At 67.8% G+C, this 24,775-nt stretch carries 23 protein-coding genes; 11 read left to right on the top strand and 12 right to left on the bottom strand.

What is annotated here, in order from left to right; translation table 11 throughout:
- Nucleotides 1–43 precede the first annotated feature (43 nt).
- The 5 genes from TW83_RS04200 to TW83_RS04180 all read left to right on the top strand — a co-directional run bounded on the left by TW83_RS04200 (nucleotide 44) and on the right by TW83_RS04180 (nucleotide 4,892).
- Nucleotides 44–919, top strand: coding sequence for a zinc ABC transporter substrate-binding protein (locus tag TW83_RS04200; RefSeq protein ID WP_045981519.1), 876 nt, complete (start codon nucleotides 44–46; stop codon nucleotides 917–919).
- Nucleotides 912–1,784: a manganese/iron ABC transporter ATP-binding protein gene (locus tag TW83_RS04195; protein ID WP_045981518.1), complete on the top strand. Its 873-nt coding sequence runs from the start codon at nucleotides 912–914 to the stop codon at nucleotides 1,782–1,784. The genes TW83_RS04200 and TW83_RS04195 overlap by 8 nt, the downstream gene beginning before the upstream one ends.
- 67 nt (nucleotides 1,785–1,851) lie before the next feature.
- Nucleotides 1,852–2,712: a metal ABC transporter permease gene (locus tag TW83_RS04190; protein ID WP_045981517.1), complete on the top strand. Its 861-nt coding sequence runs from the start codon at nucleotides 1,852–1,854 to the stop codon at nucleotides 2,710–2,712.
- Complete coding sequence (locus TW83_RS04185) at nucleotides 2,709–3,524, top strand: metal ABC transporter permease (protein WP_045981516.1); 816 nt, start codon at nucleotides 2,709–2,711, stop codon at nucleotides 3,522–3,524. Before TW83_RS04190 ends, TW83_RS04185 begins: the two co-directional genes overlap by 4 nt.
- A gap of 72 nt (nucleotides 3,525–3,596) precedes the next feature.
- Nucleotides 3,597–4,892, top strand: a complete 1,296-nt coding sequence (locus tag TW83_RS04180; protein ID WP_045981515.1) for a GH1 family beta-glucosidase — start codon at nucleotides 3,597–3,599, stop codon at nucleotides 4,890–4,892.
- On the opposite strand, the gene TW83_RS04175 is transcribed toward TW83_RS04180, so the two are convergent.
- Nucleotides 4,889–6,487, bottom strand: a complete 1,599-nt coding sequence (locus tag TW83_RS04175; RefSeq protein WP_045981514.1) for a GMC family oxidoreductase N-terminal domain-containing protein — start codon at nucleotides 6,485–6,487, stop codon at nucleotides 4,889–4,891. The genes TW83_RS04180 and TW83_RS04175 overlap by 4 nt on opposite strands.
- 124 nt (nucleotides 6,488–6,611) lie before the next feature.
- Between TW83_RS04175 and TW83_RS21785 the strand changes: the two genes are divergently transcribed.
- The 6 genes from TW83_RS21785 to TW83_RS04150 are packed head-to-tail and all read left to right on the top strand — an operon-like array spanning nucleotide 6,612 to nucleotide 11,772.
- The gene (locus TW83_RS21785) at nucleotides 6,612–6,776 is read left to right on the top strand and encodes a hypothetical protein (protein ID WP_164871398.1); all 165 of its coding nucleotides are present in this window, start codon (nucleotides 6,612–6,614) and stop codon (nucleotides 6,774–6,776) included.
- Nucleotides 6,776–7,957: a VWA domain-containing protein gene (locus TW83_RS04170; RefSeq protein ID WP_045981513.1), complete on the top strand. Its 1,182-nt coding sequence runs from the start codon at nucleotides 6,776–6,778 to the stop codon at nucleotides 7,955–7,957. The genes TW83_RS21785 and TW83_RS04170 overlap by 1 nt, the downstream gene beginning before the upstream one ends.
- Complete coding sequence (locus tag TW83_RS04165; protein WP_045981512.1) at nucleotides 7,954–8,535, top strand: VTT domain-containing protein; 582 nt, start codon at nucleotides 7,954–7,956, stop codon at nucleotides 8,533–8,535. Before TW83_RS04170 ends, TW83_RS04165 begins: the two co-directional genes overlap by 4 nt.
- A 5-nt stretch (nucleotides 8,536–8,540) precedes the next feature.
- Entirely contained in the window at nucleotides 8,541–9,224 is a 684-nt protein-coding gene (locus TW83_RS04160) for a M48 family metallopeptidase (RefSeq protein WP_045981511.1), read from the top strand.
- A 59-nt stretch (nucleotides 9,225–9,283) separates the two neighbouring features.
- On the top strand, nucleotides 9,284–10,447 hold the full coding sequence (locus TW83_RS04155) for a hypothetical protein (RefSeq protein WP_045981510.1): 1,164 nt from the start codon (nucleotides 9,284–9,286) through the stop codon (nucleotides 10,445–10,447).
- On the top strand, nucleotides 10,444–11,772 hold the full coding sequence (locus TW83_RS04150; RefSeq protein ID WP_045981509.1) for a cytochrome P450: 1,329 nt from the start codon (nucleotides 10,444–10,446) through the stop codon (nucleotides 11,770–11,772). Before TW83_RS04155 ends, TW83_RS04150 begins: the two co-directional genes overlap by 4 nt.
- A gap of 13 nt (nucleotides 11,773–11,785) precedes the next feature.
- Here TW83_RS04150 and TW83_RS04145 read toward each other — a convergent pair whose 3' ends face one another.
- From TW83_RS04145 to TW83_RS04095, 11 genes are all read right to left on the bottom strand, one after another.
- A complete protein-coding gene (locus TW83_RS04145; protein WP_045981545.1) occupies nucleotides 11,786–12,886 on the bottom strand; it encodes an ABC transporter ATP-binding protein in 1,101 nt (366 codons plus the stop codon).
- A gap of 14 nt (nucleotides 12,887–12,900) precedes the next feature.
- Nucleotides 12,901–13,713, bottom strand: coding sequence for an ABC transporter permease (locus TW83_RS04140; RefSeq protein ID WP_045981508.1), 813 nt, complete (start codon nucleotides 13,711–13,713; stop codon nucleotides 12,901–12,903).
- On the bottom strand, nucleotides 13,710–14,582 hold the full coding sequence (locus TW83_RS04135) for an ABC transporter permease (RefSeq protein ID WP_045981507.1): 873 nt from the start codon (nucleotides 14,580–14,582) through the stop codon (nucleotides 13,710–13,712). The genes TW83_RS04140 and TW83_RS04135 overlap by 4 nt, the downstream gene beginning before the upstream one ends.
- 84 nt (nucleotides 14,583–14,666) lie before the next feature.
- Nucleotides 14,667–15,437: a squalene/phytoene synthase family protein gene (locus tag TW83_RS04130; protein WP_045981506.1), complete on the bottom strand. Its 771-nt coding sequence runs from the start codon at nucleotides 15,435–15,437 to the stop codon at nucleotides 14,667–14,669.
- Nucleotides 15,434–16,903 (bottom strand): cysteine--tRNA ligase, encoded by a 1,470-nt coding sequence (gene cysS, locus TW83_RS04125; protein WP_045981505.1) that lies wholly within the window; start codon nucleotides 16,901–16,903, stop codon nucleotides 15,434–15,436. Before cysS ends, TW83_RS04130 begins: the two co-directional genes overlap by 4 nt.
- A gap of 33 nt (nucleotides 16,904–16,936) precedes the next feature.
- The gene (locus tag TW83_RS04120) at nucleotides 16,937–18,160 is read right to left on the bottom strand and encodes a glycosyltransferase (RefSeq protein WP_045981504.1); all 1,224 of its coding nucleotides are present in this window, start codon (nucleotides 18,158–18,160) and stop codon (nucleotides 16,937–16,939) included.
- Nucleotides 18,157–19,791 carry an ABC transporter ATP-binding protein gene (locus tag TW83_RS04115; protein ID WP_045981544.1) on the bottom strand — a complete coding sequence of 545 codons (1,635 nt, stop codon included), beginning with the start codon at nucleotides 19,789–19,791 and terminating at the stop codon, nucleotides 18,157–18,159. The genes TW83_RS04120 and TW83_RS04115 overlap by 4 nt, the downstream gene beginning before the upstream one ends.
- Before the next feature lie 65 nt (nucleotides 19,792–19,856).
- Complete coding sequence (locus tag TW83_RS04110; RefSeq protein ID WP_045981503.1) at nucleotides 19,857–20,960, bottom strand: ABC transporter permease; 1,104 nt, start codon at nucleotides 20,958–20,960, stop codon at nucleotides 19,857–19,859.
- Complete coding sequence (locus tag TW83_RS04105; protein WP_045981502.1) at nucleotides 20,960–22,042, bottom strand: microcin C ABC transporter permease YejB; 1,083 nt, start codon at nucleotides 22,040–22,042, stop codon at nucleotides 20,960–20,962. The genes TW83_RS04110 and TW83_RS04105 overlap by 1 nt, the downstream gene beginning before the upstream one ends.
- A 102-nt stretch (nucleotides 22,043–22,144) precedes the next feature.
- Nucleotides 22,145–24,001, bottom strand: a complete 1,857-nt coding sequence (locus tag TW83_RS04100; protein ID WP_045981501.1) for an extracellular solute-binding protein — start codon at nucleotides 23,999–24,001, stop codon at nucleotides 22,145–22,147.
- Between the two features lie 142 nt (nucleotides 24,002–24,143).
- Nucleotides 24,144–24,674, bottom strand: a complete 531-nt coding sequence (locus TW83_RS04095) for a cytochrome c family protein (protein WP_045981500.1) — start codon at nucleotides 24,672–24,674, stop codon at nucleotides 24,144–24,146.
- Nucleotides 24,675–24,775 lie beyond the last annotated feature (101 nt).

The raw sequence follows: 24,775 nt of genomic DNA, 5'->3' as shown, positions 1-24,775 counted from the left end.
AGTTGCGAACCGTTCGCAGATAACGGGGGCATTGGAGGATGCGATGTATCGATTCCTGACGCCGTTCCTGTTCCTGATCCCGACCCATGCGACCGCCGACCAGCTGCAGGTCGCCACCAGCTTCACCATCATCGCCGACATGGCCCGCAACGTGGGCGGCCACCTGGCCGAGGTCCGTTCGATCACCCCGCCGGGGGCGGAGATCCACGACTATCAACCCAGCCCGCGCGACATCATCGGCATCGCCGATGCGGACCTGGTGCTGGTCAACGGGCTGAATCTGGACGGATGGGCGCAGCAATACCTGGACCGTGCGGGCGACGTGCCCATCGTCACGGTGACGCAGGGCATCGACCCCCTGCCGATCCGCAGCGGCGATTACGAAGGCAAGCCGAACCCCCATGCGTGGATGGCGCTGGATTCGGCGCGGATCTATGTCGACAACATCGCCGCCGCGATGGCCCAGGCCGACCCCGACAATGCCGCCGCCTACGCCGCGAATGCGGACGACTACAAGCAGCAGATCGCCGATGTCGTGGGCCCGCTGCGCGACGCCGCCCGCGCCCTGCCCCAGGATCGTCGCTATCTGGTCACCTCCGAAGGCGCCTTTAGCTATCTGGCCCGCGATTTCGGCCTGACCGAGATGTATCTCTGGCCCATCAACGCCGAAGGCCAGGGCACGCCCCAGCAGGTCCGTGCCCTGATCGACGCCATGCGTGACACCGGCGCGCCGGTGATCTTCTCGGAAAGCACTATCTCGGACCGTCCGGCGCGCAGCATCGCAGCGGAAACCGGGGCGGACTATGGCGGCGTCCTCTATGTGGACAGCCTGTCGGACACGGACGGGCCGGTGCCGACCTATCTGGACCTGCTGCGGGTCACGTCGCAGACCATCGTGGACGCGCTGGCCGATGGCTGACCCTCAAACCCAGCGCGACCCCCTGGGCATCGAGGTCGGCGACCTGACGGTTGCCTATCGCAACGGCCACCGCGCCTTGGCGCAGGCCAGCTTCACCGTGCCGCAGGGCTCGGTCACCGCGCTGGTCGGCGTGAACGGCGCGGGAAAATCGACGCTGTTCAAGGCGCTGATGGACCTGCTGCCCCATGCCACGGGTCAGGTGCGCATCCTGGGCCTGACCGTGCGCCAGGCCCTGTCGCGCAACCTGGTCGCCTATGTCCCACAGGCGGAGGAGGTCGACTGGACGTTCCCCGTGCTGGTGCGCGACGTGGTGATGATGGGTCGCTACGGCCATATGGGCTTCCTGCGCCGGGCCCGCCCTGCCGATCGACAGGCGGTAACCGACGCACTGGCCCGCGTCGGACTGACCGATTACGCCACCCGCCAGATCGGCGAACTGTCCGGCGGCCAGAAAAAGCGCGTCTTCCTGGCCCGCGCGCTGGCGCAGGAGGCGCGGGTAATCCTGCTGGACGAACCCTTCACCGGCGTCGACGTGCAGACCGAACAGACGATCATCACGCTTCTGCGCCAGATGCGCGACGAAGGCCGGGTGATGCTGGTCTCGACCCATGACCTGGGCTCGGTCCCCGAATATTGCGACCGCGTTGTGCTGGTCAAAGGCACAGTGCTGGCCTTCGGCCCGACCGAGACGACCTTCACCCCCGCCAACCTGCGCCAGGCCTTTGGCGGCACGCTGCGCCATTTCATGCTGGGCGGCACCGACCTGCATGCCGACGCGGACGCGCGCAACGTGGACGTCTTCACCGACGACGAACGCCCGCTGATCTTCTACGACGACCGTCACCGGACGGGGGGCGGCGCATGAGCATTTCTCCTTTGCGCCAATACCCTGCGGGGGTGCGGGGGCGCAAAACCCCCGCGCGCGCCCCCCGATGATCGACCTGGCCCTGACGCCCTTCACCTATGGCTACATGGCGACCGCGATCTGGGTCTCGGCCCTGGTCGGGGGCGTCTGCGCGTTCCTCTCGGCCTACCTGATGCTCAAGGGGTGGAGCCTGATCGGCGACGCGCTGTCCCATTCCATCGTGCCGGGCGTGGCGGGGGCCTACATGCTGGGCCTGCCCTTCGCGCTTGGCGCGTTCCTGTCGGGTGGACTTGCGGCGCTGACCATGCTGTTCCTGAACACCCGCACGGGGCTCAAACAGGACGCGATCATCGGCCTGATCTTCACCGGCTTCTTCGGCATCGGGCTGTTCATGGTGTCTCTGAACCCGGTCGCGGTGGACCTGCAGGCGATCACCATGGGCAACATCCTGGCCATCGCGCCGGGCGACGTGATCCAGCTGGTGCTGATCTCGACCGTCTCGCTGGCGATCCTTCTGATGAAATGGCGCGACCTGATGGTGGTCTTCTTCGATGAGGTCCACGCCCGCACCATCGGCCTGCATCCGAACCGCATGAAGGCGCTGTTCTTCACCCTGCTGGCGGCCTCGACCGTGGCGGCGATGCAGACCGTCGGCGCCTTCCTGGTCATCGCCCTGGTGGTGACGCCGGGGGCCACGGCCTATCTGCTGACCGACCGCTTTCCGCGGCTGATCGTGATCTCGGTCGTGATCGGCACGACGACCTCGGCCATCGGCGCCTATGCCAGCTTCTTCCTGGACGGGGCCACGGGCGGCATCATCGTGACGCTGCAGACGCTGATCTTCCTGGCGGCCTTCGTCTTCGCCCCCACCCACGGGCTGCGCGCCACGCGCCGCCGCGCCCGCGATGCCGTGCGGACGCAGCCATGAATGCGCTGATCCTGCCCTTCACCTTTCCCGTCATGGCGGACGCTGCGCTGATCGCGGTGATCGTGGCGGTGCCCGCCGCGCTCCTGTCCTGCTTTCTGGTCCTCAAGGGCTGGGCGCTGATGGGCGACGGGATCAGCCACGCGGTCCTGCCGGGCATCGTGCTGGCCTATGCGATGGGCGTGCCGCTGCTGGTCGGGGCCTTCGCGGCGGGCATGGTCTGCACGCTGTCGTCGGGCTGGCTGGACGCCAACAGCCGCATCAAGTCCGACACCGCGCTTGGCGTGGTCATGGCAGGCATGTTCGCCGTCGGCCTGATCCTGTTCACGGTCTTTCCGCCCGGGGTGCATCTGGACCATATCCTGTTCGGCAACATTCTCGGCATCGGGCCGGGCGATTTTGCCCAAGCCCTGCCCATCGCCGCCGTGGTGACGCTGGCGCTGCTGCTCAAATGGCGGGATTTCGCGCTGCTGGCCTTCGATCCGGTGCAGGCGCGGGTGTCGGGCCTGCAGGTAGGCTGGCTGCACTACGGGATGCTGGCGATGATCGCGGCGTCGGTCGTGGCGATGCTGTCGGCGGTGGGGATCATCCTGGCCGTGGGGCTGCTGATCGCGCCCGGCGCCATCGCCTTCCTGCTGACCCGCCGCCTGGCCGTGATGATGGCGCTGGCCACCGCCATCGCGGTGGCCAGCGCGCTGGCGGGCATCTGGGCCAGCTTCTGGCTGGACAGCGCGCCCGCCCCCACGATCATCGTGATCCTGACCGCGGTCTTCGTTCTGGCCTTTGCCTGGCGGCAGATGGCGCCCCGCGTGTGAACGGCGGCGCCTGACCCCTTTCCCGCCCCGCGCGGACATGCCAGCATGGTTGCGCCATCAGGAGGATCCCCCATGCTGCCGCCCCGCACCGACTTTCCCGCAGGTTTCACCTTCGGCGCCGCCACCTCGGCCTATCAGATCGAGGGCACGGCCGGCGCGGGCCTGTCGCATTGGGACACCTTTGCCGCCACGCCCGGCAACATCATGGATGACAGCGACGGCAGCCGCGCCTGCGATCACCTGCGGCTGTGGCCGCAGGACCTGGACCTGATCCGCGACGCAGGCTTTGACGGCTACCGCTTTTCGACCTCCTGGGCGCGGGTGATGCCGGACGGGGTGACGGTGAACCCCGATGGTCTGGATTTCTACGACAAGCTGGTCGACGGCATGCTGGAACGCGGCCTGAAGCCCTTCCTGACCTATCACCACTGGGATCTGCCCGCGGCGCTGTCGTCGCAGGGCGGCTGGCAGAACCGCGACATCGCGCAGCGTTTCGCGGACCTGTGCACCACGATCAACGCCCGCATCGGCGACCGCGTGGCATCGGCCGCCACCCTGAACGAGCCTTGGTGCATCGCCTGGCTGTCGCATTTCCTCGGCCACCACGCCCCCGGCCTGCGTGACATCCGCGCCGCCAGCCGCGCCATGCACCACGTCCTGCTGGCGCATGGCACCGCGATGCAGGCGCTGCGGGCGGATGGCGCCACGAACCTGGGCATCGTGCTGAACTTCGAGACCAGCCACCCCGCCGACACCACCGCCGAGGCGGAACAGGCGGCAGAGACGCAGGACGCGATCTATAACCAGTGGTTCATCCGCGCGCTGATGGGCCAGGGATACCCGGACGCCGCGCTGGCCGGGATCGGGCCGCATCTGCCAGACCGCTGGCAGGACGACATGGACCTGATCGCGCAGCCGCTGGACTGGCTGGGGGTCAACTACTACACCCGGCGCCTGTACACCCGGAACGACGGGCTGTGGCCCCACGCCTCCGAGGTGCCGGGCCCCCTGCCCAAGACCCAGATGGACTGGGAGATCCGCCCCGAGGGCCTGACCGAATTCCTGACCCGCCTGGCGCGCGACCACACCGGCAACCTGCCGCTGTATGTCACCGAGAACGGCATGGCCTCCGAGGTGCCGACCGACGATCAGGCCCGCATCCGGTTCATCGGCGATCACCTGCGCGCGACCAAGGCGGCGATGGATCAGGGCGTGGACGTGCGCGGGTTCTTCTACTGGTCGCTGCTGGACAATTACGAATGGGGCTGGGGATACGGCCCGCGCTTCGGCCTGGTCCATGTGGACTATGACACGATGGTGCGGACCCCCAAGGCCAGCTGGCACGCGTTCCGCGAAATGCTAACCTAACGCGCCAGGATCATCCCCGCCGCCTTGTCCGCGATCATCGTGACCGGTGCATGGGTGTTGCCCGACACGATCGCGGGCATCACCCCGGCATCGGCGATGCGCAGGCCCGACAGCCCGTGCACGCGCAGCTGCGCATCGACCACGGCCATCGGGTCCGACCCCATGCGCGTCGTGCCGACCGGGTGGAAGATGGTCGTGCCGACCTCTCCCGCCGCCTGCGCCAGATCGGCGTCGCTTTGTAGATGCGCGCCCGGCTTGTGCTCCTCGGGCGCGAATTCGGCCATGCGGGCGGTCGCCATCAGGCGGCGCGCATGGCGCAGGCTGTCGATGGCCACCTGTCGGTCGCCCTCGGTCGTCAGATAGCGCGGCGCGATGGCGGGGGCCGTCCGGGGATCGGGCGCGGTGATGTGCACGGACCCCGTGCTTTCGGGCCGCAGATTGCAGACCGACACCGTCAGCCCCGAAAAATCGTCCAGCGGGTCGCCGAACTTGCCCAGGGACAACGGCTGCACGTGATATTCGATGTTGGGCGTGTCGAACGCATCGGACGATTTCGCGAATATCCCCAGCTGGCTGGGCGCCATCGCCATCGGCCCCGTCCGACGCAACGCGTATTCCAGCGCGATGCCGGCCTTGCCCCAGATCGTTCGCGCCCGGTCGTTCAGCGTCCGCGCGCCGCGGATGCGGAACACGGTGCGCAGCTGCAGGTGATCCTGCAGGTTCTCGCCCACCCCCGGCAGGGCATGGACTGGCGCGATGCCCAGGGCCGCCAGGCGATCCGGCTGTCCGATGCCCGACAGTTCCAGCAGCGCGGGCGAATTGATCGCGCCCGCGGCCAGGATCACCTCGCCCCGCGCGCGCGCCAGCCGGCGCTGGCCGTGCTGGTCGAACAGGACGCCCGTGACGCGACGGCCGTCCATCTGCAGGCGCAGGACCTGGGCATCCGTCTCGATCCGCAGGTTGGGGCGGCCGCGGGCGGGGTTCAGGAAGGCCTTCCTTGCGTTCCAGCGGATGCCCTTGCGCTGCGTGACCGGAAAATAGCCGACGCCCAGGTTGTCGCCCCGGTTGAAGTCGGGGTTGGCGGGCAGGCCCAGCTCCTGCGCGGCCTGGGCCACCGCGTCCAGGATCGGCCAGCGCAGCCGCTGCTGTTCGACCCGCAATTCGCCCTGATCGCCGTGGATGTCGCAGGCCGGTTCGTAATGGCGCTCCGTCGCGCGGAAATGCGGCAGCACGTCGGACCAGGACCAGCCCGCATTGCCCATCTGCCGCCAGCGGTCGTAATCGGCCGCCTGCCCGCGCATGTAGATCATGCCGTTGATTGACGAACACCCGCCCAGAACGCGCCCGCGCGGATAGTTCAGGCGCCGCCCGTTCAGACCGGGTTCCGGTTCTGTCTGATAGCACCAGTCCAGCGTCGGGTTGCCCATCGCATAGAGATAGCCCACCGGCACATGCACCCAGAAGCGGTTGTCATGCCCCCCCGCCTCCAGCAGCAGGACCCGGTTCGCGGGATCGGCCGACAGCCGGTTCGCCAGCACGCACCCGCCCGAGCCCGCGCCCACGATGATATAGTCGTAATCCCCGAAATCCTGCATGCCGATCCTCCGTCCCGGTGGCGACGCTAGTGGCACGGCCGCGCGGGGACAAGCGGTCGCGGTTGCGGGCGAGGGCCGGGCGCGGTATCTGCTGGGGGCCTTGGGTGCCACGGGAAGGACCGTCATGATCGTCATTGCAGCCGTCATCATCGGTGCCATCCTGGGCTGGCGCCGCGCCGGCCAGCTGGGCGGCACGCGCGCCGACCGCATCCAGTATGCGGTGGCATTCGCGCTTGGCCTGGCCATGATCGGCGTCGTCGCCACGATCATCGTTCATCGGATGAGCTGATGTTCCTGCCCTTTCTGGACAATCTGCGCAGGCACGGGGTTCCCGTCTCGCTGCGGGAATGGCTGGATCTGATGGAGGGCATGGGCGCCGGCCTGGACGGCATGACGGCCGAGGGGTTCCACGGCCTGGCCCGGCTGGTGCTGGTCAAGGACGAACGCCATATCGACCGCTTCGACCGCGCGTTCTCGGACACGTTCTCGGGGCTTGAGCAGGTCGATGTCGGCGACCTGCTGGACCCCCGCGCCCTGCCCGAGGGGTGGCTGGAGAAGCTGGCCGAAAAGCTGCTGTCGGACGACGAAAAGGCGCATGTCCAGGGCCTGGGCAGCCTGCAGGCGCTGATGGAGACGCTGCGCAAGCGGCTGGCCGAACAGCAGGGGCGCCATCAGGGCGGCAACAAGTGGGTCGGCACCGCGGGCACCTCGCCCTTCGGTGCCTATGGCTACAACCCCGAAGGCGTGCGCATCGGCCAGGACGGCAGCCGCCACCGCCGCGCCGTCAAGGTCTGGGACAAGCGCGAGTTCCGCGACTTCGACGACACCGCCGAACTGGGCACCCGCAACATCAAGGTCGCGCTGAAGCGGTTGCGCCAATGGGCCCGCCACGGCGCCGCGGACGAGCTGGACCTGCCCGGCACGATCCGCGCCACTGCCGATCACGGCTATATCGACGTGCAGACGCGGCCCGAACGGCGCAACGCGGTCAAGGTGCTGCTGTTCCTGGATGTGGGCGGCAGCATGGATGACCATATCCGCGTCGTGGACGAGCTGTTCAGCGCTGCCCGCGCCGAATTCAAGCACATGCAGCATTTCTATTTCCACAACTGCCTGTACGAAGGTGTCTGGACCGACAACCGCCGCCGGTGGGACGCGCAGACGCCCACCTGGGACGTGCTGCACCGCTATGGCCGCGACTACAAATGCATCGTGGTGGGCGACGCGTCGATGTCGCCCTACGAGATCGCGGTGCCGGGCGGGGCCAACGAACACTGGAACCCCGAAGCCGGGCAGGTCTGGCTGCAGCGCCTTGCCGGGGCCTGGCCCGACCACGCCTGGCTGAACCCCGTCCCCGAGGCGCATTGGCGCCACACGCAGTCCATCGGCATGGTGCGGCAGATCTTTCCCGACCGGATGCTGCCCCTGACGCTGGACGGGCTGACGCGCGCCATGCGGATGCTGAGATGATCGCCGATCTGGCCGCCCTGCTGCCGGTCTGGGGGCCGTGGCTGGTGGGGGCGATGGCGTTCCTGTCCTGCATGATGGTCCCGGTGCCGACCTCGGCGGTGCTGGTGGCGGCGGGGGCGCTGACGGGGACCGGGCACCTGGACCTGGGGCTGATCGGCGCAGGCGCGGTGCTGGGGGCCAGCGCGGGCGACGCGGCGGCGTTCCTGCTGGCGCGCCGGATGCGGCCGTGGCTGATGCGCGGCAGGCGGGGGGCGATCCTGGCGCGGGCGCAGGCGCTGATCGCCCGGCGCGGCGCGGGAGCGGTGTTCCTGTCGCGCTGGCTGGTCACGCCGCTTGGTCCGGCCACCAATTACGTCGCCGGGGCCACGGGGGTGTCGCTGGCGCGGTTCATGGCCGCCTCGGTCCCCGGAGAGGCGATCTGGGCCACGCTGCATCTGGGCGCGGGGCATCTGGCCGGGCGCGGCTTTCGCGGGGACGAGGCCGCGGCGCTCAAGGCACTTGCGGCGGCCGCGGTGCTGGCTGCGGCAATCTGGGCGGGGCGCAGGCTCTGGCATCGGCGGTCCGGCGCCGCCATATAAGGGCCATGATGCGTTACCTGCCCTTCATCCTGCTGGCGCTGTACCTGGTCGCGATGTGGTTCTTTTCCGCATGGCGTCTGCGCCAGGAGCTGAACCAGAAGGCCACGCCCCTGACCCATCCGCGCCTGACGCCCATGCTGGACCGGCTTGGCCGCGCGATGGACCTGCCCCCGATCCGCGCCCATGTCTATGAGATCGAGCCGGTGAACGGCCTTGCCGCCCCCGACGGGCGCATCTTCCTGACCCGCGGCTTTCTGCGCAAGCTGGACGCCGAAGAGGTCACGCCCGAGGAACTGGCCAGCGTCATCGCGCACGAACTGGGCCATGTCAGCCTGGGCCATTCGCGCCGCCGGATGATCGATTTCGCAGGCCAGAACGCGATCCGCATGGCGCTGGCCGGGGTGCTGGGGCGCATCCTGCCGGGCATCGGCGCCTGGATCGCCAACCTGATCGCGACCGCCGTCGCCGCCCGCCTGTCGCGCCAGGACGAGTTCGAGGCTGACCGCTTCGCCAGCGCCCTGATGATCAAGGCGGGCCTTGGCACCGCCCCGCAGAAATCGCTGTTCCGCAAGCTGGACCGCCTGACCGGCAGCGGTGGCGCAGGCGCCCCCGCATGGTTCCTGTCCCACCCCCCCGCCGCCCGCCGCATCGCCGCGATCGAGGCGCACGAGGCACGCTGGCGCGGCTGACCGGGTCTTGCCGCGGCGGCATTTCCACCTAAGGTGGTGCCGGACAGTCAAGGGCCCCCATGACCGCACAGTTCCGCCGCCACGTCCTGTACCTGCCGGGTTTCGACCCCATCCCGCCGCGCCGCTATCGCGAGCTGTATCGGCGCGAGGCCGCGGGTCAGGCGCGGATTTCAGGCCACCGGCTGCGCATCACCAAGGCGCAGGCGCAGGGCTTTGCCTGGGCCGTCCACGGCCGGGTCGAGGGTCGCGACACCACCACCGTGATCGAGGTCGCGCTGTGGTCCGACATCGTTCAGGCCTCGATGCGGCAGGGCATCGCGGGGACGTTCGCACAGCTGGCGCGGACGTCCTGGACCTATATCGCGACGGGCACCCTGTCGCGGCTGATGCGGTTGCGGCGCGGGCCGGTCATCGCGGCGCTTTATCCCATCGCGGTGCTGCTGGCACAGCTGGCGCTGGCTTTGCTGGCTGGGGGGCTGACGGCGTGGCTGGTCGGCGGCTGGCCCGGCCTGCCCGTGGGGCTGGCGGTGGCATGGGGCGTGCTGGTCCTGGGGCGACGGCTGGATCATCGGCTGTTCGCCTATTACCTGATGCACGATTACGCGTTCACCGCGCGCCATCGCGGCGCCTATCCCCCCGCGCTGGAGGACCGGCTGGCCCAGTTCCGCGCCCGCCTGACGGCGATCCTGGACGACGGACCGGACGAGGTGCTGGTCGTCGGCCATTCCTCGGGCGCCTATCTGGCCGTGTCGCTGATGGCCGATCTGCTGCGCGAACGTGCCGACCCCGGCCCGGCGCTGTCGCTGCTGACGCTTGGGCACGTGGTGCCGATGGCGGCGTTCCTGCCCGATGCCGGGCGGCTGCGCGACGATCTGGGCTGGCTGGCGCGCAGCGACGGGTTGTTCTGGCTGGACGTGACGGCGCCGGGCGATGCCTGCTGTTTCGCGCTGTGCGATCCGGTGGCGGTCTGCGGACAGGCCGGCCCGGACCAGCGCTGGCCGCTGGTGATTTCGGCGGCGTTCACGCACACGCTGTCGCCGGACCGGCAGGCCGCGTTGAGGAACCGATGGTTCAAGCTGCACTTCCAGTATCTGTGCGCCTTTGATCGGCCGGGCGATTACGACTATTTCGCGATCACCGCCGGGCCGCGGACACTGGCGCAGCGGTTCGCCGGGCGCAAGCCGTCGCCGGGGCGGATCACCCGGCCCGTGGGCGCGCGATGACGCCCCGCCCCCAGGGCGCACAGGGCCGCGGGACGCTGCGCGGGCTGATCCGCGGGTTCAGGCGCGACCTGCTGGGCGCGCTGCCGGAACGCCTGTACGGCGCGTGGATGGCGGAATTCCGCAGTCCGGTGATCCACAGCTTCTTCTGCAACGACCCTGCGCTGATCCGGCTGATCCTGCAGGATCGGCCGGGCGATTTCCCGAAATCGAACCGCATGCGCGAGGGTCTGGCGCCGTTGTTGGGCAACGGCGTCTTCATCGCGAACGGCGCGGACTGGGCGCGCCAGCGGCGCATCATCGACCCGGCGTTTGACGGCGGCCGCCTGCGCGACAGCTTTCCCGCCGTGCTGGCCGCCGCGCGCGCGGCCAGCCAGCGGCTGACGGCGGGAGTACAGGACATCGAGCCGCAGGCCGCCCATGCCGCCGCCGACGTGATCTTTCGCACGCTGTTCTCGATGCCCGTCGAACACCGCATTGCGACGGACGTGTTCGAGGCGTTCCGCGACCATCAGGCCGCTCAACCCCTGGTGAACCTGGCGGCCCTACTGCCCCTGCCCGCCTGGATGCCGAGGCCCCATTCGCGCCGCACCCGCGTCACGGCCACGCGCATTCGCGGGCTGATCGGCGATCTGGTGCGCGAGCGTCGCGGGGCCATCGCAGCGGGCACGGCGCCCGACGATCTGGCCACGCGGATCATGACAACCCCAGACCCCGACACCGGCACGCCGTTTTCCGAAGCCGAGATGATCGACCAGGTCGCGGTCATGTTCCTGGCCGGGCACGAGACCAGTGCCTCGGTCCTGGCCTGGGCGCTGTGGTTGCTGGCCGCCCATCCCGACTGGCAGGACCGCGTGGCGGCAGAGGCCGCGACCCTGGACGACTTCGCCAGCGTCGGCGGGTTGCGCGCCACGCGTGCCGTGTTCCGCGAGGCGCTGCGCCTGTATCCGGCCGTTGCGATGTTCGTGCGCGAGGCCACCGCCCCCGAGACGTTCCGCGACCGGCCCGTGCCGCGCGGGGCGCAGCTGGTCATCTCTCCGTGGCATCTGCACCGGCACAACCGGCTGTGGGACCGGCCGGATGATTTCGACCCCGCCCGGTGGGACACGCCGGAGGGCAAGGCCAGCGCCCGCGCGGCGTTCCTGCCGTTCTCGGCCGGGCCGCGCGCCTGCCCCGGCGCGGGGCTGGCGATGGTCGAGGGGGTGGTGATGCTGGCCGCGATCACCGCGCGGTGGCGGCTGGAGGTGACCGACCGCCAGCCGATGCCCATCGCCCGGCTGACGATCCGGGCGCGCGACGGCATCTGGGTCAGGCTGACGCCGCGCTAAGGCGCAGCGCGCCTCAGCGGAACAGCACCAGCGATCCGGGCGACCAAGCCAACCGGGTCCGCGTCCCGACCTCCTGCACGTCGCGGCCAAAGACGTTGCGCATCGAGATGCGGACCGTGCGCGACTTGCCGTCGCCCCGCGCCACGCCGTCCAGGCGCAGGTCGTAATAGGTCATGTCGCCGTAATAGACGACCTCGTCGATGGTGGCGTTGGTCTCGCGTGGCTGCGTGTGGGTCGCGCCCGGACCGACCAGGGTCATCGTCTCGGGACGGAAACCGATCACGGCACCTGCATCGTCGGGATTGGCGCGACTGACCTGGCGTTCGGGCAGCTCGACCGTACCCAGGCCCGCGACATCGACGGTGACCGTGCCGCCCTCCTCGGACAGGATCGTGGCAGGCAGAAAGTTCATCACCCCGATGAAATCCGCGACCCGGCGCGTGGCCGGGCGGGCATACAGCGCCTCGGGGCCGTCCAGTTGGGCGATCTCTCCCTCGAACATGACAGCGATGCGGTCGGACATGACCAGCGCCTCCTCCTGGTCGTGGGTGACCAGGACGAAGGTGATGCCGACCTGACGCTGCAGCTTGATCAGCTCGACCTGCATCTGCTCGCGCATCTTGCGGTCCAGGGCCGACAGCGGCTCGTCCAGAAGCAGCACCTTGGGCTTGAGGATCAGCGCGCGGGCCAGTGCCACCCGCTGCCGCTGGCCGCCCGACAGGGCATGCGCGGATCGCGCGCCGTATCCCTTGAGGCCGACCATGGCCAGCGCCTCCTCGACCGCGGCGGCCTTTTCGGCCTTGCTGCGCGGATCGCGGCGCAGGCCGAAGGCCACGTTCTCGGCGACGGTCAGATGCGGGAAGATGGCATAGGACTGGAACACCATGTTGGTGGGCCGCTTGTTCGCGGGCACCTCCTCCATGCGCTTGCCGCCGATCAGGATGGCGCCGTCGCTGATGTCCTCGAAGCCCGCGATGGTGCGCAGAAGCGTGGTCTTGCCGCAGCCCGACGGGCCCAGCAGGGAAAAGAACTCTCCGGCCCGGATGGTCAGGTCGATCCCGCGTAGCGCGTGATAGTCGCCGTAATACTTGTGGACGCCCTGACATTCGATCATCGGCTTGGCTTCGGTCACATCAACCCTCCGGTGGGCTTGCCGCCGATGCGGGCATTGCCCCGGCGGCGGAAATATTCGCCGATCGCCAGAAGGACGATCGACAGGATCACCAGCACCGTGCCCAACGCCATGATGACGGGGATCGCGCGCGGAAAACGCAGCTGGCTGAAGATGTAGGTGGGCAGCGTCGGTTCGTTCCCCGCCAGGAAGAAGGCCAGGATGAACTCGTCCAAACTGATGGTGAAGCTGATCAGCAGCGCGCTGATGATGCCCGGCATGACCAAGGGCAGCGTGACCAGACGGAACGCGCCCCACTTGCTCTCGCCCAGGTCATAGGCCGCCTCCTCCAGGCTGCGGTCCAGCGACGAGAAGGCGGTGGTCAGCACCGCGATGGCATAGGGCATGCAGATCAGCGTGTGCCCCGCGATGACCGTCATCAGGGACAGCTGCACCCCCATGCCCAGCAATACGACCAGCAGCGACATGGCCACGATGATTTCCGGCAGCACCATGGGCAGCATGATGAACCCCATCATCCCGCCCTTGCCCGGAAACACGAAGCGGGTCGACGCGCGCGCCGCGAAGATGCCAAAGCAGGTGGCCAGGATGGACGAGGCCACCGCCACGGTCAGCGAATTGGTCAGCGCCCGGCGCAGCGTCGCGTCCGCCCACATCTGCCGGAACCAGTCGGTCGTCACCCCCTGCAGCGGAAAGGCGATGATCGTGCCCGAGTTGAACGCGAACATCGGCAGCAGGATGATCGGCGCATACAGGAACAGCAGATAGAAGATGGCATAGGCCTGCAGGCCGCGTCCCTGGCGGTTCATTGGCGCACCTTCAGGAAGCGGCGGTTGAGGAACAGGAAGACCAGGCTGACCACCGCCACGATGGCCATGGCCGTCACCGCCAGCGCCGATCCCAGGGGCCGGTTGTCCAGCGCCAGCATCTGGACCTGGATCAGGTTGGCGATCATCGGGATCTTGCCGCCGCCGATGACCTCGGGCGTGACATAGTCGCCGATGGTCGGGATGAAGACGATCAGCACCGCCGCGATGACGCCCGGCATCGCCAGGGGCAGCGTCACCCGCCAGAAGGTCATCAGCCGGCTTTCTCCCAGATCGCGCCCGGCCTCCAGCAGGGAGCGGTCGATCTTCTCCAGCGCGACGAAGATCGGCAGGATCGCGAAGGGCGCATAAGCATGGGCCAGCGTCAGCACGATCGCGTTGGTGTTGTAGAGGATGAAGGTCAGCGGCTCGTCGATGACGCCAAGCCCCGTCAGGGACGAGTTGATGACGCCGTTGTACCCCAGGATCACCTTCCACAGGAACACCCGGATCAGATAGCTGGTCCAGAAGGGTATCGTGATGAGGAACAGCCACATGGCCTTCTTTTCGGGCCGCACGCAGAAGCTGACGTAATAGGCGACCGGAAAGGCCATCACCACGGTCGCCAGCGTCACGATGGCCGCCACGACCAGCGACCGCAGCATCACCGTCCGCACGATCGGGTCGGTCAGCACCTGGGTATAATTGTCCAAGGTGAAGTCGCGGATGATCTCAAGATAGCCGTCGGTCAGGAAGCTGTAGGCCAGGATGGTCAGCAGCGGCGCCGCCAGGATCACCAGCGCATACAGGAACGGCGGCGCGATCAGCGACAGCCCGGCCCGTGCCTGGTCGTCGAACTTGGCCTTTGCCATGGCGATCCCCTTCCGTCCGCCCCGCCGGGCCTTTCGCAATTGCTGTCACAGGCCGCGCGCGAGGAAAAGAGGTTTCTAGCCCGCCTAGCGCCACCAATGCCCGGTCAGCGCAAGCCGCGCCAGCGATGCGCGCCGCTGAAATGGCGTGATCGCGGTGGTGGCCTCGAACGGATCGGTGCGCCCGGCCATGATCTCGGACAGCAGGCGCGGCACGCGGGGGCCGGGATACAGCGCAGCCGCCGCCCGGCGCGGCAGCTTGCGGTGCATCCGTGCGGCCATGCGCAGCCCGTCGCGCGCCTGTTCCGCCAAGGCCCGCGCGTCCTCGGGGCGGGCCGGTTCCAGCCCCAGCCGGACTGCCTGCAATTGCGGCAGCGCGCGCAGCCACGCGGCCAGACCGGCACCGCGGGCCTGATGGGCCACGATCTCTCGCGTGCCTTCGGGCGCGCCGCAGAGGCGCGCGGCGGTCCACATCAGCGCGCCCGCCGTCGCGTAGACATAGGCCAGCACCGCCTGCGGCCCGTCAAAGGGCTGGCGTTCGCAATCCCTGCGCCGTGCTTCGGCCAGGTCCGACAGGGCGCCCGCGTCGGTCCCCCAAGCCTCCCACAGGGGCGTCAGCACGTCGTGCAGCGGGGGCGCGGTGCCCTGCCCCATCTCGTCCAGGCGGTCGATCCACCATTGCAGCCGCATCTCGGCCAGCATCGGCTCGGCCGACTGGAACGGCGCGCGGGCGATCTCCAGGTTCAGCGCATAGAGCGTGACCAGCGCCGGACGGTCCGCCGCCTCGGCCACCAGCACCGCGCCGAACCGGTCGGGGTCATGCTGGCGCAGCGCCTCGGTGCAGGCCTCCAGAGTCATGAAGCTAGACCGTCCAAGATCGACTCATCGAAATCGCCCGGGATGGTAAATGAGGACGGTGCGCCGGGCGTATCACGGATCTCAATACCTGCATCCACCAACGCTTTCCGAATTCGATCGGCTGTCGCAAAGTCCTTGACCCGCTTGGCCTCATCTCGGGCAAACAATACGGCAGCGACACGTTCGCGGGCGGGGTGATCGCCAACGCTCCCTACACCCAATCGGGCGATGCTTCCGATTTCATCCCAATCCGACACGAAGCCCATCAATTCCAACGATGCGGCGAACGGTGCCATTTGCACAGCGCTGTCGCTGGTTGGGAACTTATGCAATGCGGCCATTGCCTCCGCTGCGTTTAAGTCATTAGCAAGTGCATTAACGACGGCATCCAAGGGCTTCCAGACGCCGCCGTTTTTTAGAACGTCTATCATCCGGCGACTATAGCCCGCCTTTACAAGAGCGAAAAACCACTCTTCGATATGCCGTTCGGCCTCCTGCGCCTTGGCCTCAGTCCAATCCATCGGCTTGCGGTAATGCGTGGACAGCATGACGAAGCGGATCACCTCGCCGGGCACGCCCCGGTCCAGCAGGTCGCGTACGGTGAAGAAGTTGCCCAGGGACTTGGACATCTTCTTGCCTTCGACCTGCAGCATCTCGTTGTGCAGCCAGACATTGGCGAAACCCGCGCCAGGATGGGTGCAGCAACTCTGTGCGATCTCGTTCTCGTGGTGCGGGAACTGCAGGTCGATGCCGCCGCCGTGGATGTCGAAATGCGGCCCTAGCAGCGCCGCCGACATGGCCGAGCATTCGATGTGCCAACCCGGACGCCCCCGGCCCCAAGGGCTGTCCCAGCCCGGCAGATCGTCCGAGGACGGCTTCCACAGCACGAAATCCATCGGGTCGCGCTTGAAGGGCGCCACCTCGACCCGCGCGCCCGCGATCATGTCGTCGACCGAACGGCCCGACAGCGTGCCGTAGTCGGCAAAGGACCGCACGTCGAACAGCACATGCCCCTCTGCCTCATAGGCATGGCCCTTGGCGATCAGGTCGGCGGTCATCGCGATCATCTGGCCGACATAGGCGGTCGCCCGCGGCTCGTGGTCCGGACGCGCCGCGCCAAGCGCGTCCATGTCGGCGTGATACCAGCCGATCGTCTCCTCGGTCCGCTCGGCGATCAGCGCCTCCAGGGACAGGTCGGAACCGGCCGCACGGCGGCGCTGCGCCTCGGCGTTGATCTTGTCGTCGACATCGGTGAAATTGCGCACATAGGTGACCGCACGGTCGCCGTATTCATGCCGCAGCAGCCGCACCAGCAGGTCGAACACCAGGACCGGCCGGGCATTGCCCAGATGGGCGCGGTCATAGACGGTGGGTCCACACAGATACAGACGCACGTTGGCCGGGTCGATGGGGACGAACTCCTCCTTGCGGCGGGTGCGGGTGTTGGTCAGCCTGATCTGCGTCATGATGCGGCCCTTTTGGCAAGCGTGGCCAAGGGTCTATCGCATCGCGCCCTGGCTTTCCACCCAGGCAATCTGGCGCGGCAGCGATTGCGATGCCAGATCATAGCCCCGCAGAATCGTGGCCCGCGCCGCCTTGCGGATCGCCGCCGCCTGCGGATCGCCCGCCAATCCGCGGATCAGGGCCGCCGACAGGGCCGCCCCGTCAAAGAACGGCACCAACCGCCCGTTCACCCCGTCGGTGATCAGCTCGCGCACCGGATCGGTATCGGACGCCACGACATACCCCCCGGCCGCCATCGCCTCGGTCAGCGACCAGGACAGCACGAACGGATAGGTCAGATAGCAATGCACCCGCGCGACCTGCATCAGCGACAGATAGTCGCCATAGGGCACGCGGCCCAGGAAATGCACCCGCGACAGGTCCAGCCGGGCGCCGACCTCCGCCAGCAGCTTGTCCTTCCAGCTTTTCGCATCGCGCGGCTTGGCGCCATAGCTGGTGCCCTCGGCGCCGACCAGGACCACCTGCGCGTCGGGGCGCGCCGCCAGCACGTCGGGCAATGCCCGCATCAGCACGTGAAACCCGCGGTAAGGCTCCAGAGAACGGGACACGAAGGACAGCACCTCGTCCCCCGCGCGCAGGATCGTGCCGCCCGGAAGGGTCAGGCGGGCCGCGGGATCGGGGGCCACGCGGGCGGTGTCGATGCCGTCATGGATGACGGTGATCTTGCCGCGCAGCTCGGGCGGAAAGCTGTCGGCCTGATAACGGGTGGGCGCGATGGCCGCATCGGCCTGCACCATCGCCTGGACCAGATGCGCCGACCGCGCGACGGTCATGAAGCGCACCTCGTCCCGGTCGGGGCTGATCTCGGGGTCGAAGCCCACGTCGTGGCCGCGGGTGCGGTACATCAGCTCGGCATAGACCAGCAGGCGCGCGTGGGGCCAGATCTCCTTCAGGAACAGCGTCTCTCCCCAGCCCGGATGGCCGATGACGATGTCGGGGTGAAACCCGTGCCGGTCGCGCAGCGCACGCGCCCCCCGCGCCGCCAGCAGGCCGCGTTCCGCATGGTCCGCATAGGTCCGGCCCAGGGCGCTGTCGGTCTGCACCGCCGCCGGCGCCTTGTAGCGCAGGGTCCGGATCGGGCTGGGCCGCTGGTTGTTCTCATCCGTCAGGGCCAGGACCTGGTGGCCGCGCGCGGCCAGGGCCGGGGCCAGATGCGGAAACTGGCCCGGAAAGTTCTGGTGGACGAACAGGATCTTCATTCTTGGATCGGAAAGGCCGCGCGCAGCAGGGCGCGGGTGTAATCCTGCCGGGGCGCGTCAAAGATCTGCGCGACGCTGCCATGTTCGACGACCTCTCCGGCGCGCATGACCATGATGTGATGCGCCATCGCGCGCACCACGCGCAGATCATGGCTGATGAACAGGTAGGCCAGCCCGTATTTCCGCTGCAGGTCGCGAAGCAGATCCACGATCTGCACCTGCACGGTCATGTCCAGCGCGCTGGTCGGCTCGTCCAGGACGACGACCTTGGGGCGCAGGATCATCGCGCGGGCGATGGCGATGCGCTGGCGCTGACCGCCGCTGAATTCGTGCGGATAGCGGTGCATCATCTGGGGGTTCAGCCCGACCTCGGTCATGATCTCGGTGACCAGCTGGCGGCGGTCGCGGCCGGGTTCGACCCCGTGCACGCCCAAACCCTCGGTGATGATCTGCTCGATCGTCATGCGGGGCGACAGGCTGCCATAGGGGTCCTGGAACACGATCTGCATGTCGCGGCGCAGGCGGCGCAACTGGCCGCTGGTCCAGGCCTGGATGTCCTGGCCCAGATACAGGATCGGGCCGTCGCTTTCGATCAGGCGCATGATGCCCAGGGCCAGCGTGGTCTTGCCCGATCCCGATTCGCCGACGATGCCCAGGGTCTCTCCCGCGCGCAGCGACAGGGTCGCGCCGTTCACCGCCTTGACGTGCCCCGTCACGCGGCGCAGCAGGCCGCGCTTGATGGGAAACCAGACCTTCAGGTCGCGCGTCTCGACCAGGACAGGCGCATCGGGGGCTATGGGATCGGCCTGCCCGGTCGGCTCGGCGGCCAGCAGCTTGCGGGTATAGGGGTGCTGGGGCCGGGCAAAGATGTCCTCGACCGCGCCCTGTTCGACGATCTCTCCATCCTTCATCACGCAGACGCGGTCGGCGATGCGGCGCACGATGCCCAGATCGTGGCTGATGAACAGCATCGACAGGCCCTCGTCGGCCTTCAGCTCGGCCAGCAGGGCCAGGATCTGGGCCTGGATGGTCACGTCCAGCGCCGTGGTGGGTTCATCCGCGATCAGCAGGTCGGGACCGTTGGCCAGGGCCATCGCGATCATCACGCGCTGACGCTGACCGCCCGACAGCTGGTGCGGATAATCGGCCAAGCGCGTTTCCGGGTCGCGGATTCCGACGCGGGTCAGCAGTTCGATGATCCGCGCCCGCGCCTTGGCCCCCGACAGCCCCTGGTGCAGCGCCAGGCTTTCCGACAGCTGCTTTTCCAGCGTGTGCAGCGGGTTCAGCGAGGTCATCGGCTCTTGGAAGATGAAGCTGATGTCGTTGCCGCGGATGTCGCGCATGGTGCGGTCCGATGCGCCGACCATCTCGCGGCCCGCGTATTTCACCGACCCTTGGACCTCGGCCGAGGCGCCCAGCAGCTGCACGGTGGACAGCGCCGTGATCGACTTGCCCGACCCGGATTCGCCCACCAGGGCCACGGTCTCGCCACGGTCGATGTGAAAGCTGACGCCCTTGACGGCCGCGGTCAGGACGCCTTCGGACCGGAACCCGATGCGCAGGTCGCTGACCGCCAGCACGGCATCGCTGGACGGGGCGGGCACGGGACGCGCCTGCGGTGCGCCGGGCATCGAGCCGCCATGGCTCTCGGCCACGGCCGCGGGGGCGCCGGGGGCGGGGCGGACGGGCTGATCGCTCATCGGAAGGTCTTTCTGGGGTCGAAGGCGTCGCGGATGCCCTCGAAGATGAACACCAGAAGCGACAGCATGATCGCGAAGGTGAAGAAGGACGTGAAGGCCAGCCAGGGCGCCTGCAGGTTCTGTTTCGCCTGCAGCGCCATCTCTCCCAAAGATGCCGATCCGGCGGGCAGGCCATAGCCAAGATAGTCCAGCGCGGCCAGGCCGCTGATCGTCCCGGTGACGACAAAGGGCATCATCGTCAGCGTGGCGACCATCGCGTTGGGCAGGATGTGGCGGAACATGATCTTGCGGTCGCTGACGCCCAGGGCGCGCGCCGCGCGGACATATTCAAAGTTCCGCGCGCGCAGGAATTCCGCCCGCACCACGCCCACCAGCGCGGGCCAGCCGAACAGGATGGTGACGAAGACCAGAAGCCAGAAGCTGCGCCCCAGGATCGCGAACAGGATGATGATGACGTAAAGGCTGGGCGTCGAGGCCCAGATCTCCAGCACGCGCTGGAACACCAGGTCGGTGCGGCCGCCGAAATAGCCCTGGATCGCGCCCGCCGTGATGCCGATGGTCGAGGCCACCACCGTCACGATCAGCGTGAACAGGATCGAGGTGCGGAACCCGTAGATCACCCGCGCCAGAACGTCCCGCGCGGTGTCGTCCGTACCCAGCAGGTGGTTGCCGTCGGGTGCAGAGGGCGCGGTGCCCACGTTGTTGATGGTGCGGTAGTGATAGGGAATCGGCGGCCAGATCATCCAGCCCTGTTCGGCCTTGGGCACATCGGTCGAACCCGACCGCACCGCCGCCATGAAGCCCTCCGGCTCGTCCCAGCACTCCTCGCGGCCGCCCGACACGATCAGGCATTGCACCGCCTCGTCGCGATAGATCGCCTCGGTCCCGAAATCGCCGCCGAACGCGGTTTCGGGATAGAAGTTGTAGGCGGGCCAGTACAGTTCGCCCTGATAGCGGACGACGATGGGTTTGTCGTTGGCCACGATCTCGGCGAACATCGCGGTCACGAACAGGACTGCAAAGATCACCAGCGACCAGAAGGCGCGTCCGTTCCGGCGGAAGTTGCGCCAGCGGCGGCGGTTCAGTTCCGACATCGCCATCAGCCCGCCCTCTTCTCAAAGTCGATGCGCGGATCGACAAAGACGTACATCAGGTCCGACAGGATGCCGACCACCAGGCTCATCAGGCCGAAGACATACAGCGTGCCGAAGATCACCGGATAGTCGCGCTGCACCGCAGCCTCGAAGCCCAGGCGCCCCAGCCCGTCCAGCGAGAAAATCGTCTCGATCAGAATGCTTGATCCGAAGAACACGCCCAGGAACATCGCCGGAAACCCCGCGATCACGATCAGCATCGCGTTGCGGAAGACGTGGCCGTACAGGACGCGGCGTTCGGTCAGCCCCTTGGCCCGCGCGGTCATCACGTACTGCTTGTTGATCTCGTCCAGGAAGCTGTTCTTGGTCAGCAGCGTCAGCGTCGCAAAGCTGCTGATCGTGGCCGCGATCACCGGCAGGGCCGCGTGCCAGGCATAGTCCTTGACCTTGCCCCAGACCGACAGGTCCGCGAAATTGTCCGATGTCAGGCCGCGCAGCGGAAAGATCTGCCAATAGCTGCCGCCCGCGAACAGCACCATCAGGATGACCGCGAACAGGAAGGCGGGGATCGCATAGGCCATGATGATCACGCCCGACGTCCAGGTGTCGAAGCGCGATCCGTCGCGCACCGCCTTGCGGATGCCCAGCGGGATCGAGATGACATAGGCGATCAGCGTCGACCACAGCCCCAGCGTGATCGAGACCGGCATCTTCTCGACGACCAGGTCCATCACGCTGATCGACCGGAACCAGCTGGTCCCGAAATCGAAGCGGATGTAGTTCCACATCATGGAGAAGAACCGCTCGACCGGGGGCTTGTCGAAGCCGAACTCCTTTTCAAGCTGGGCGATGAATTCGGGAGGCAGGCCGCGCGCACCCTCGTATCCCACGTCGCCGCCCAGCTGTTCGGCGCTGTCGGCCGTGGCGCCGGCCAGGTTGCCCAGCACGTCGCCCTCGCCCCGGACCTGGGCCGCGATCTGTTCGATCGGGCCGCCGGGGACGAACTGCGTCAGGGTAAAGTTCACCACCATGATCCCGATCAGGGTCGGGATGATCAGCAGCAGTCGCCGCAAGATGTAGGCGCCCATCAGCGCATGCCCTTCCCCGTTGGGTCCGTGCCCCTTGGCGGGGCCTTGTCGTTATCTGGGCTTGTCGGCAATCCGCGCCGGGAAATCAAGCGCATCGCCGTCTCAGCGCAGCTGGCCCGCCGCCCGAAGCTCGTCCGCGCGGGTCTGGTCGTACCACCAGAAGTCGGTGACCCCCAACCCAAGGGCGGGCAGGGTCTCGGGGCGGTCATAGACGTCCCAATAGGCGACCGTGGTCACCGGCTTGTACCATTGCGGGATCCAGAAGCGCAGGCTGCGCAGCGCCCGGTCCAGCGCGCGGATGGCGACGCGGTTCTCGGCGTCCGTCGTGGCGGCGCTGCCGATCTCGATCAGGCGGTCGATGGCGGGGTTGGCCAGGCCCATCGGGTTGAACACGTCGTCGCTGTGCTCGGACCCAAAGGCCTGTGCGGTGCCGCCGCCGATTCCGTAACCGTTGCCCAGGCTGTCGCGAACGATGTCGAAATCATGGCTGCGGGTGCGGGTGGTCAGTTCCGACGGGTCGACCCGCGACAGGACCGCGTCCACGCCGATCGCACGCAGGTTCTCGACATAGGGGTTCACGATGCGGTCATAGCTCTGGTTGAAGTCCAGGAACTCGACCCGCAGCGTCTGGCCTGCGGCGTTGCGGCGCATGCCGTCCGTGCCGGTCGTCCAGCCCGCCTCGTCCAGCAGCGCCGCCGCGCGGCGCGCATTGCCGCGGTCCAGCTGGCGTTCGCCGCTGACCGGGGCCGAGACCGGATCGTCGGTCAGGATGCCCGGCGGCAGATCGGCCGCGACGGGTTCCAGCAGCGCCAGCTCCTCAGGCGTGGGCGGGCCTTCGGCCTGCAGGTCGCTGTTGTCCCAGAAGCTGTCCAGCCGGGTGTTCATGCCATAGAACAAAGCCTGGTTCGACCATTCGAAGTTGAACATCAGCCCGATCGCCTCGCGCACGCGGATGTCCTTGAACTTGTCGCGCCGCAGGTTGAAGACCCAGGCATCGCCCGATGCGATCACGCCGTCGGGGATCTCCTCCTTGATGACGGCGCCCGCCGCCACCGCCGGAAAGTCATAGCCGGTCGACCACAGCTGTTCGGACGGCTCGACCCGGAACGTATAGATGCCGGCCTTGAACGCCTCGAAGGCCGCGTCGAAATCGCCGAAATACTCGAACCGCAGGGTGTCGAAATTGTGCCGGCCCTTGTTGATGGGCAGGTCCTTGCCCCAATAGTCCGGGTTGCGCCGCATCGTGATCGACCGCCCGAAATCCGCACTGTCGAAGACATAGGGGCCGGACCCCAGGAACGGCGTCGTGCTGGTCTGCTGGATGTCACGTGCGTTCTCTTCGAAGTCAGCCCGCGAAAAGACGATCTGCGCACCCATCTGCCCGATGGCGTCGCGTCGCGGCGCGTCCTCGCGGAATGTGAACTTGATACGGTGCGGGTCCAGAACTTCGGCGCTTTCGACAAGGCGCTTGATCGCCTCGCTGAAGGACGGAAAGCCCTTGTCGCGCAGCAACTCGAACGAAAACAGCACGTCATCCGCCGTCAGGGCGCTGCCGTCGCTGAACCGCGCCTCGGGGCGCAGGTTGAAGATGACCCAATCGCGGCTTTCCGGATACTCGATCGTTTCGCAGATCAGGCAATAATCTGAATACGGGTCGTCAAGCACCGGTGCCATCAGACGCTCCAGCATGATGGTGGAGGGCGCGGTTGCACGACCGCGGAAGGTGAACGGATTGTAACTGTCAAAGGTGCCGATGCCGTGCTGGGACATCTCGCCGCCCTTGGGCGCGTCCGGGTTCACGTAGGGCAGATGCGGAAAGTCCGCGGGCAGTGCGGGCTCGCCAAAGGTGGCGATGCCATGCGTCTTGATGACCGTCGGATCGCCGGCCGCGTCCTGCGCCCAGGCTGGGACCACGGCGATCCCAAGAAGCAGCGTGGCAAGGCGGGCGGCGTGGCGCATGTCGTCTCTCCGGTCTGGACCAGCGAGAGGCTAGGCCAGCGAGGGGGCGGGCTTCAAGCCGCGATTTCGTGAACGCGGGCCATGAAAAAACCCCGGCGCCGGGCCGGGGTTTTCTGGATGGCGCACGGTCGGGCGGGACCGATCAGGGATTGGTTTCCAGATAGGCGATCAGGTTGGCGCGGGCCTGCGGATCGCGGATGCCCGCAAAGCTCATCGCGGTGCCCGAGACGAAGCCGCGCGGGTTCTCCAGGAACGCCTGCAGGTGGTCAGGATCCCAGGTGGGGTATTCGGCCGCATGTTCGGTCATCGCGCTGGAATAGCTGAACCCGTCGATGCTGGCGGTCGGGCGTCCGACGACGCCGTTCAGGTGCGGGCCGACGCCGTCGCTGCCGTCGAGGGCGTGGCACGACCGGCACTTGGCCCATTCACGCTCGCCCGCGGCCGCATCGGCCGAGGCCATCAGCGCGGCAAAGTCCAGCGGCGCTTCCTCTTCGCCCGCGGGGACGGTTTCCGGGACCGGGATGGTATAGGCCTGCGCAATTTCCTCGTCGCCGTGACCGCCGCCATGTCCGACAGTGAACAGGCCGCTGGCCGCCCAGTTGGCCAGCATCAAAAACAGCAGCGCGCCAATGAAGGCGCCGGCTGCCTTGGTCAGGGTCATCGTATTGAACATCGCGTGCGGTCCCGCCTTGGTAAGCTCGTCAGGTCGTGCGGTATGTATCCGCTTTCGCTTTCAAGGATCAAGGTATAGTTACCCCGGCACGCTCAAATTTA

The organism is Paracoccus sp. S4493, from assembly GCF_000967735.1.
GTDB classification, from domain to species: domain Bacteria; phylum Pseudomonadota; class Alphaproteobacteria; order Rhodobacterales; family Rhodobacteraceae; genus Paracoccus; species Paracoccus marcusii.
Note: the sequence above shows the minus strand (reverse complement) of the source record. Positions and strands in the feature narration are given on the sequence as shown.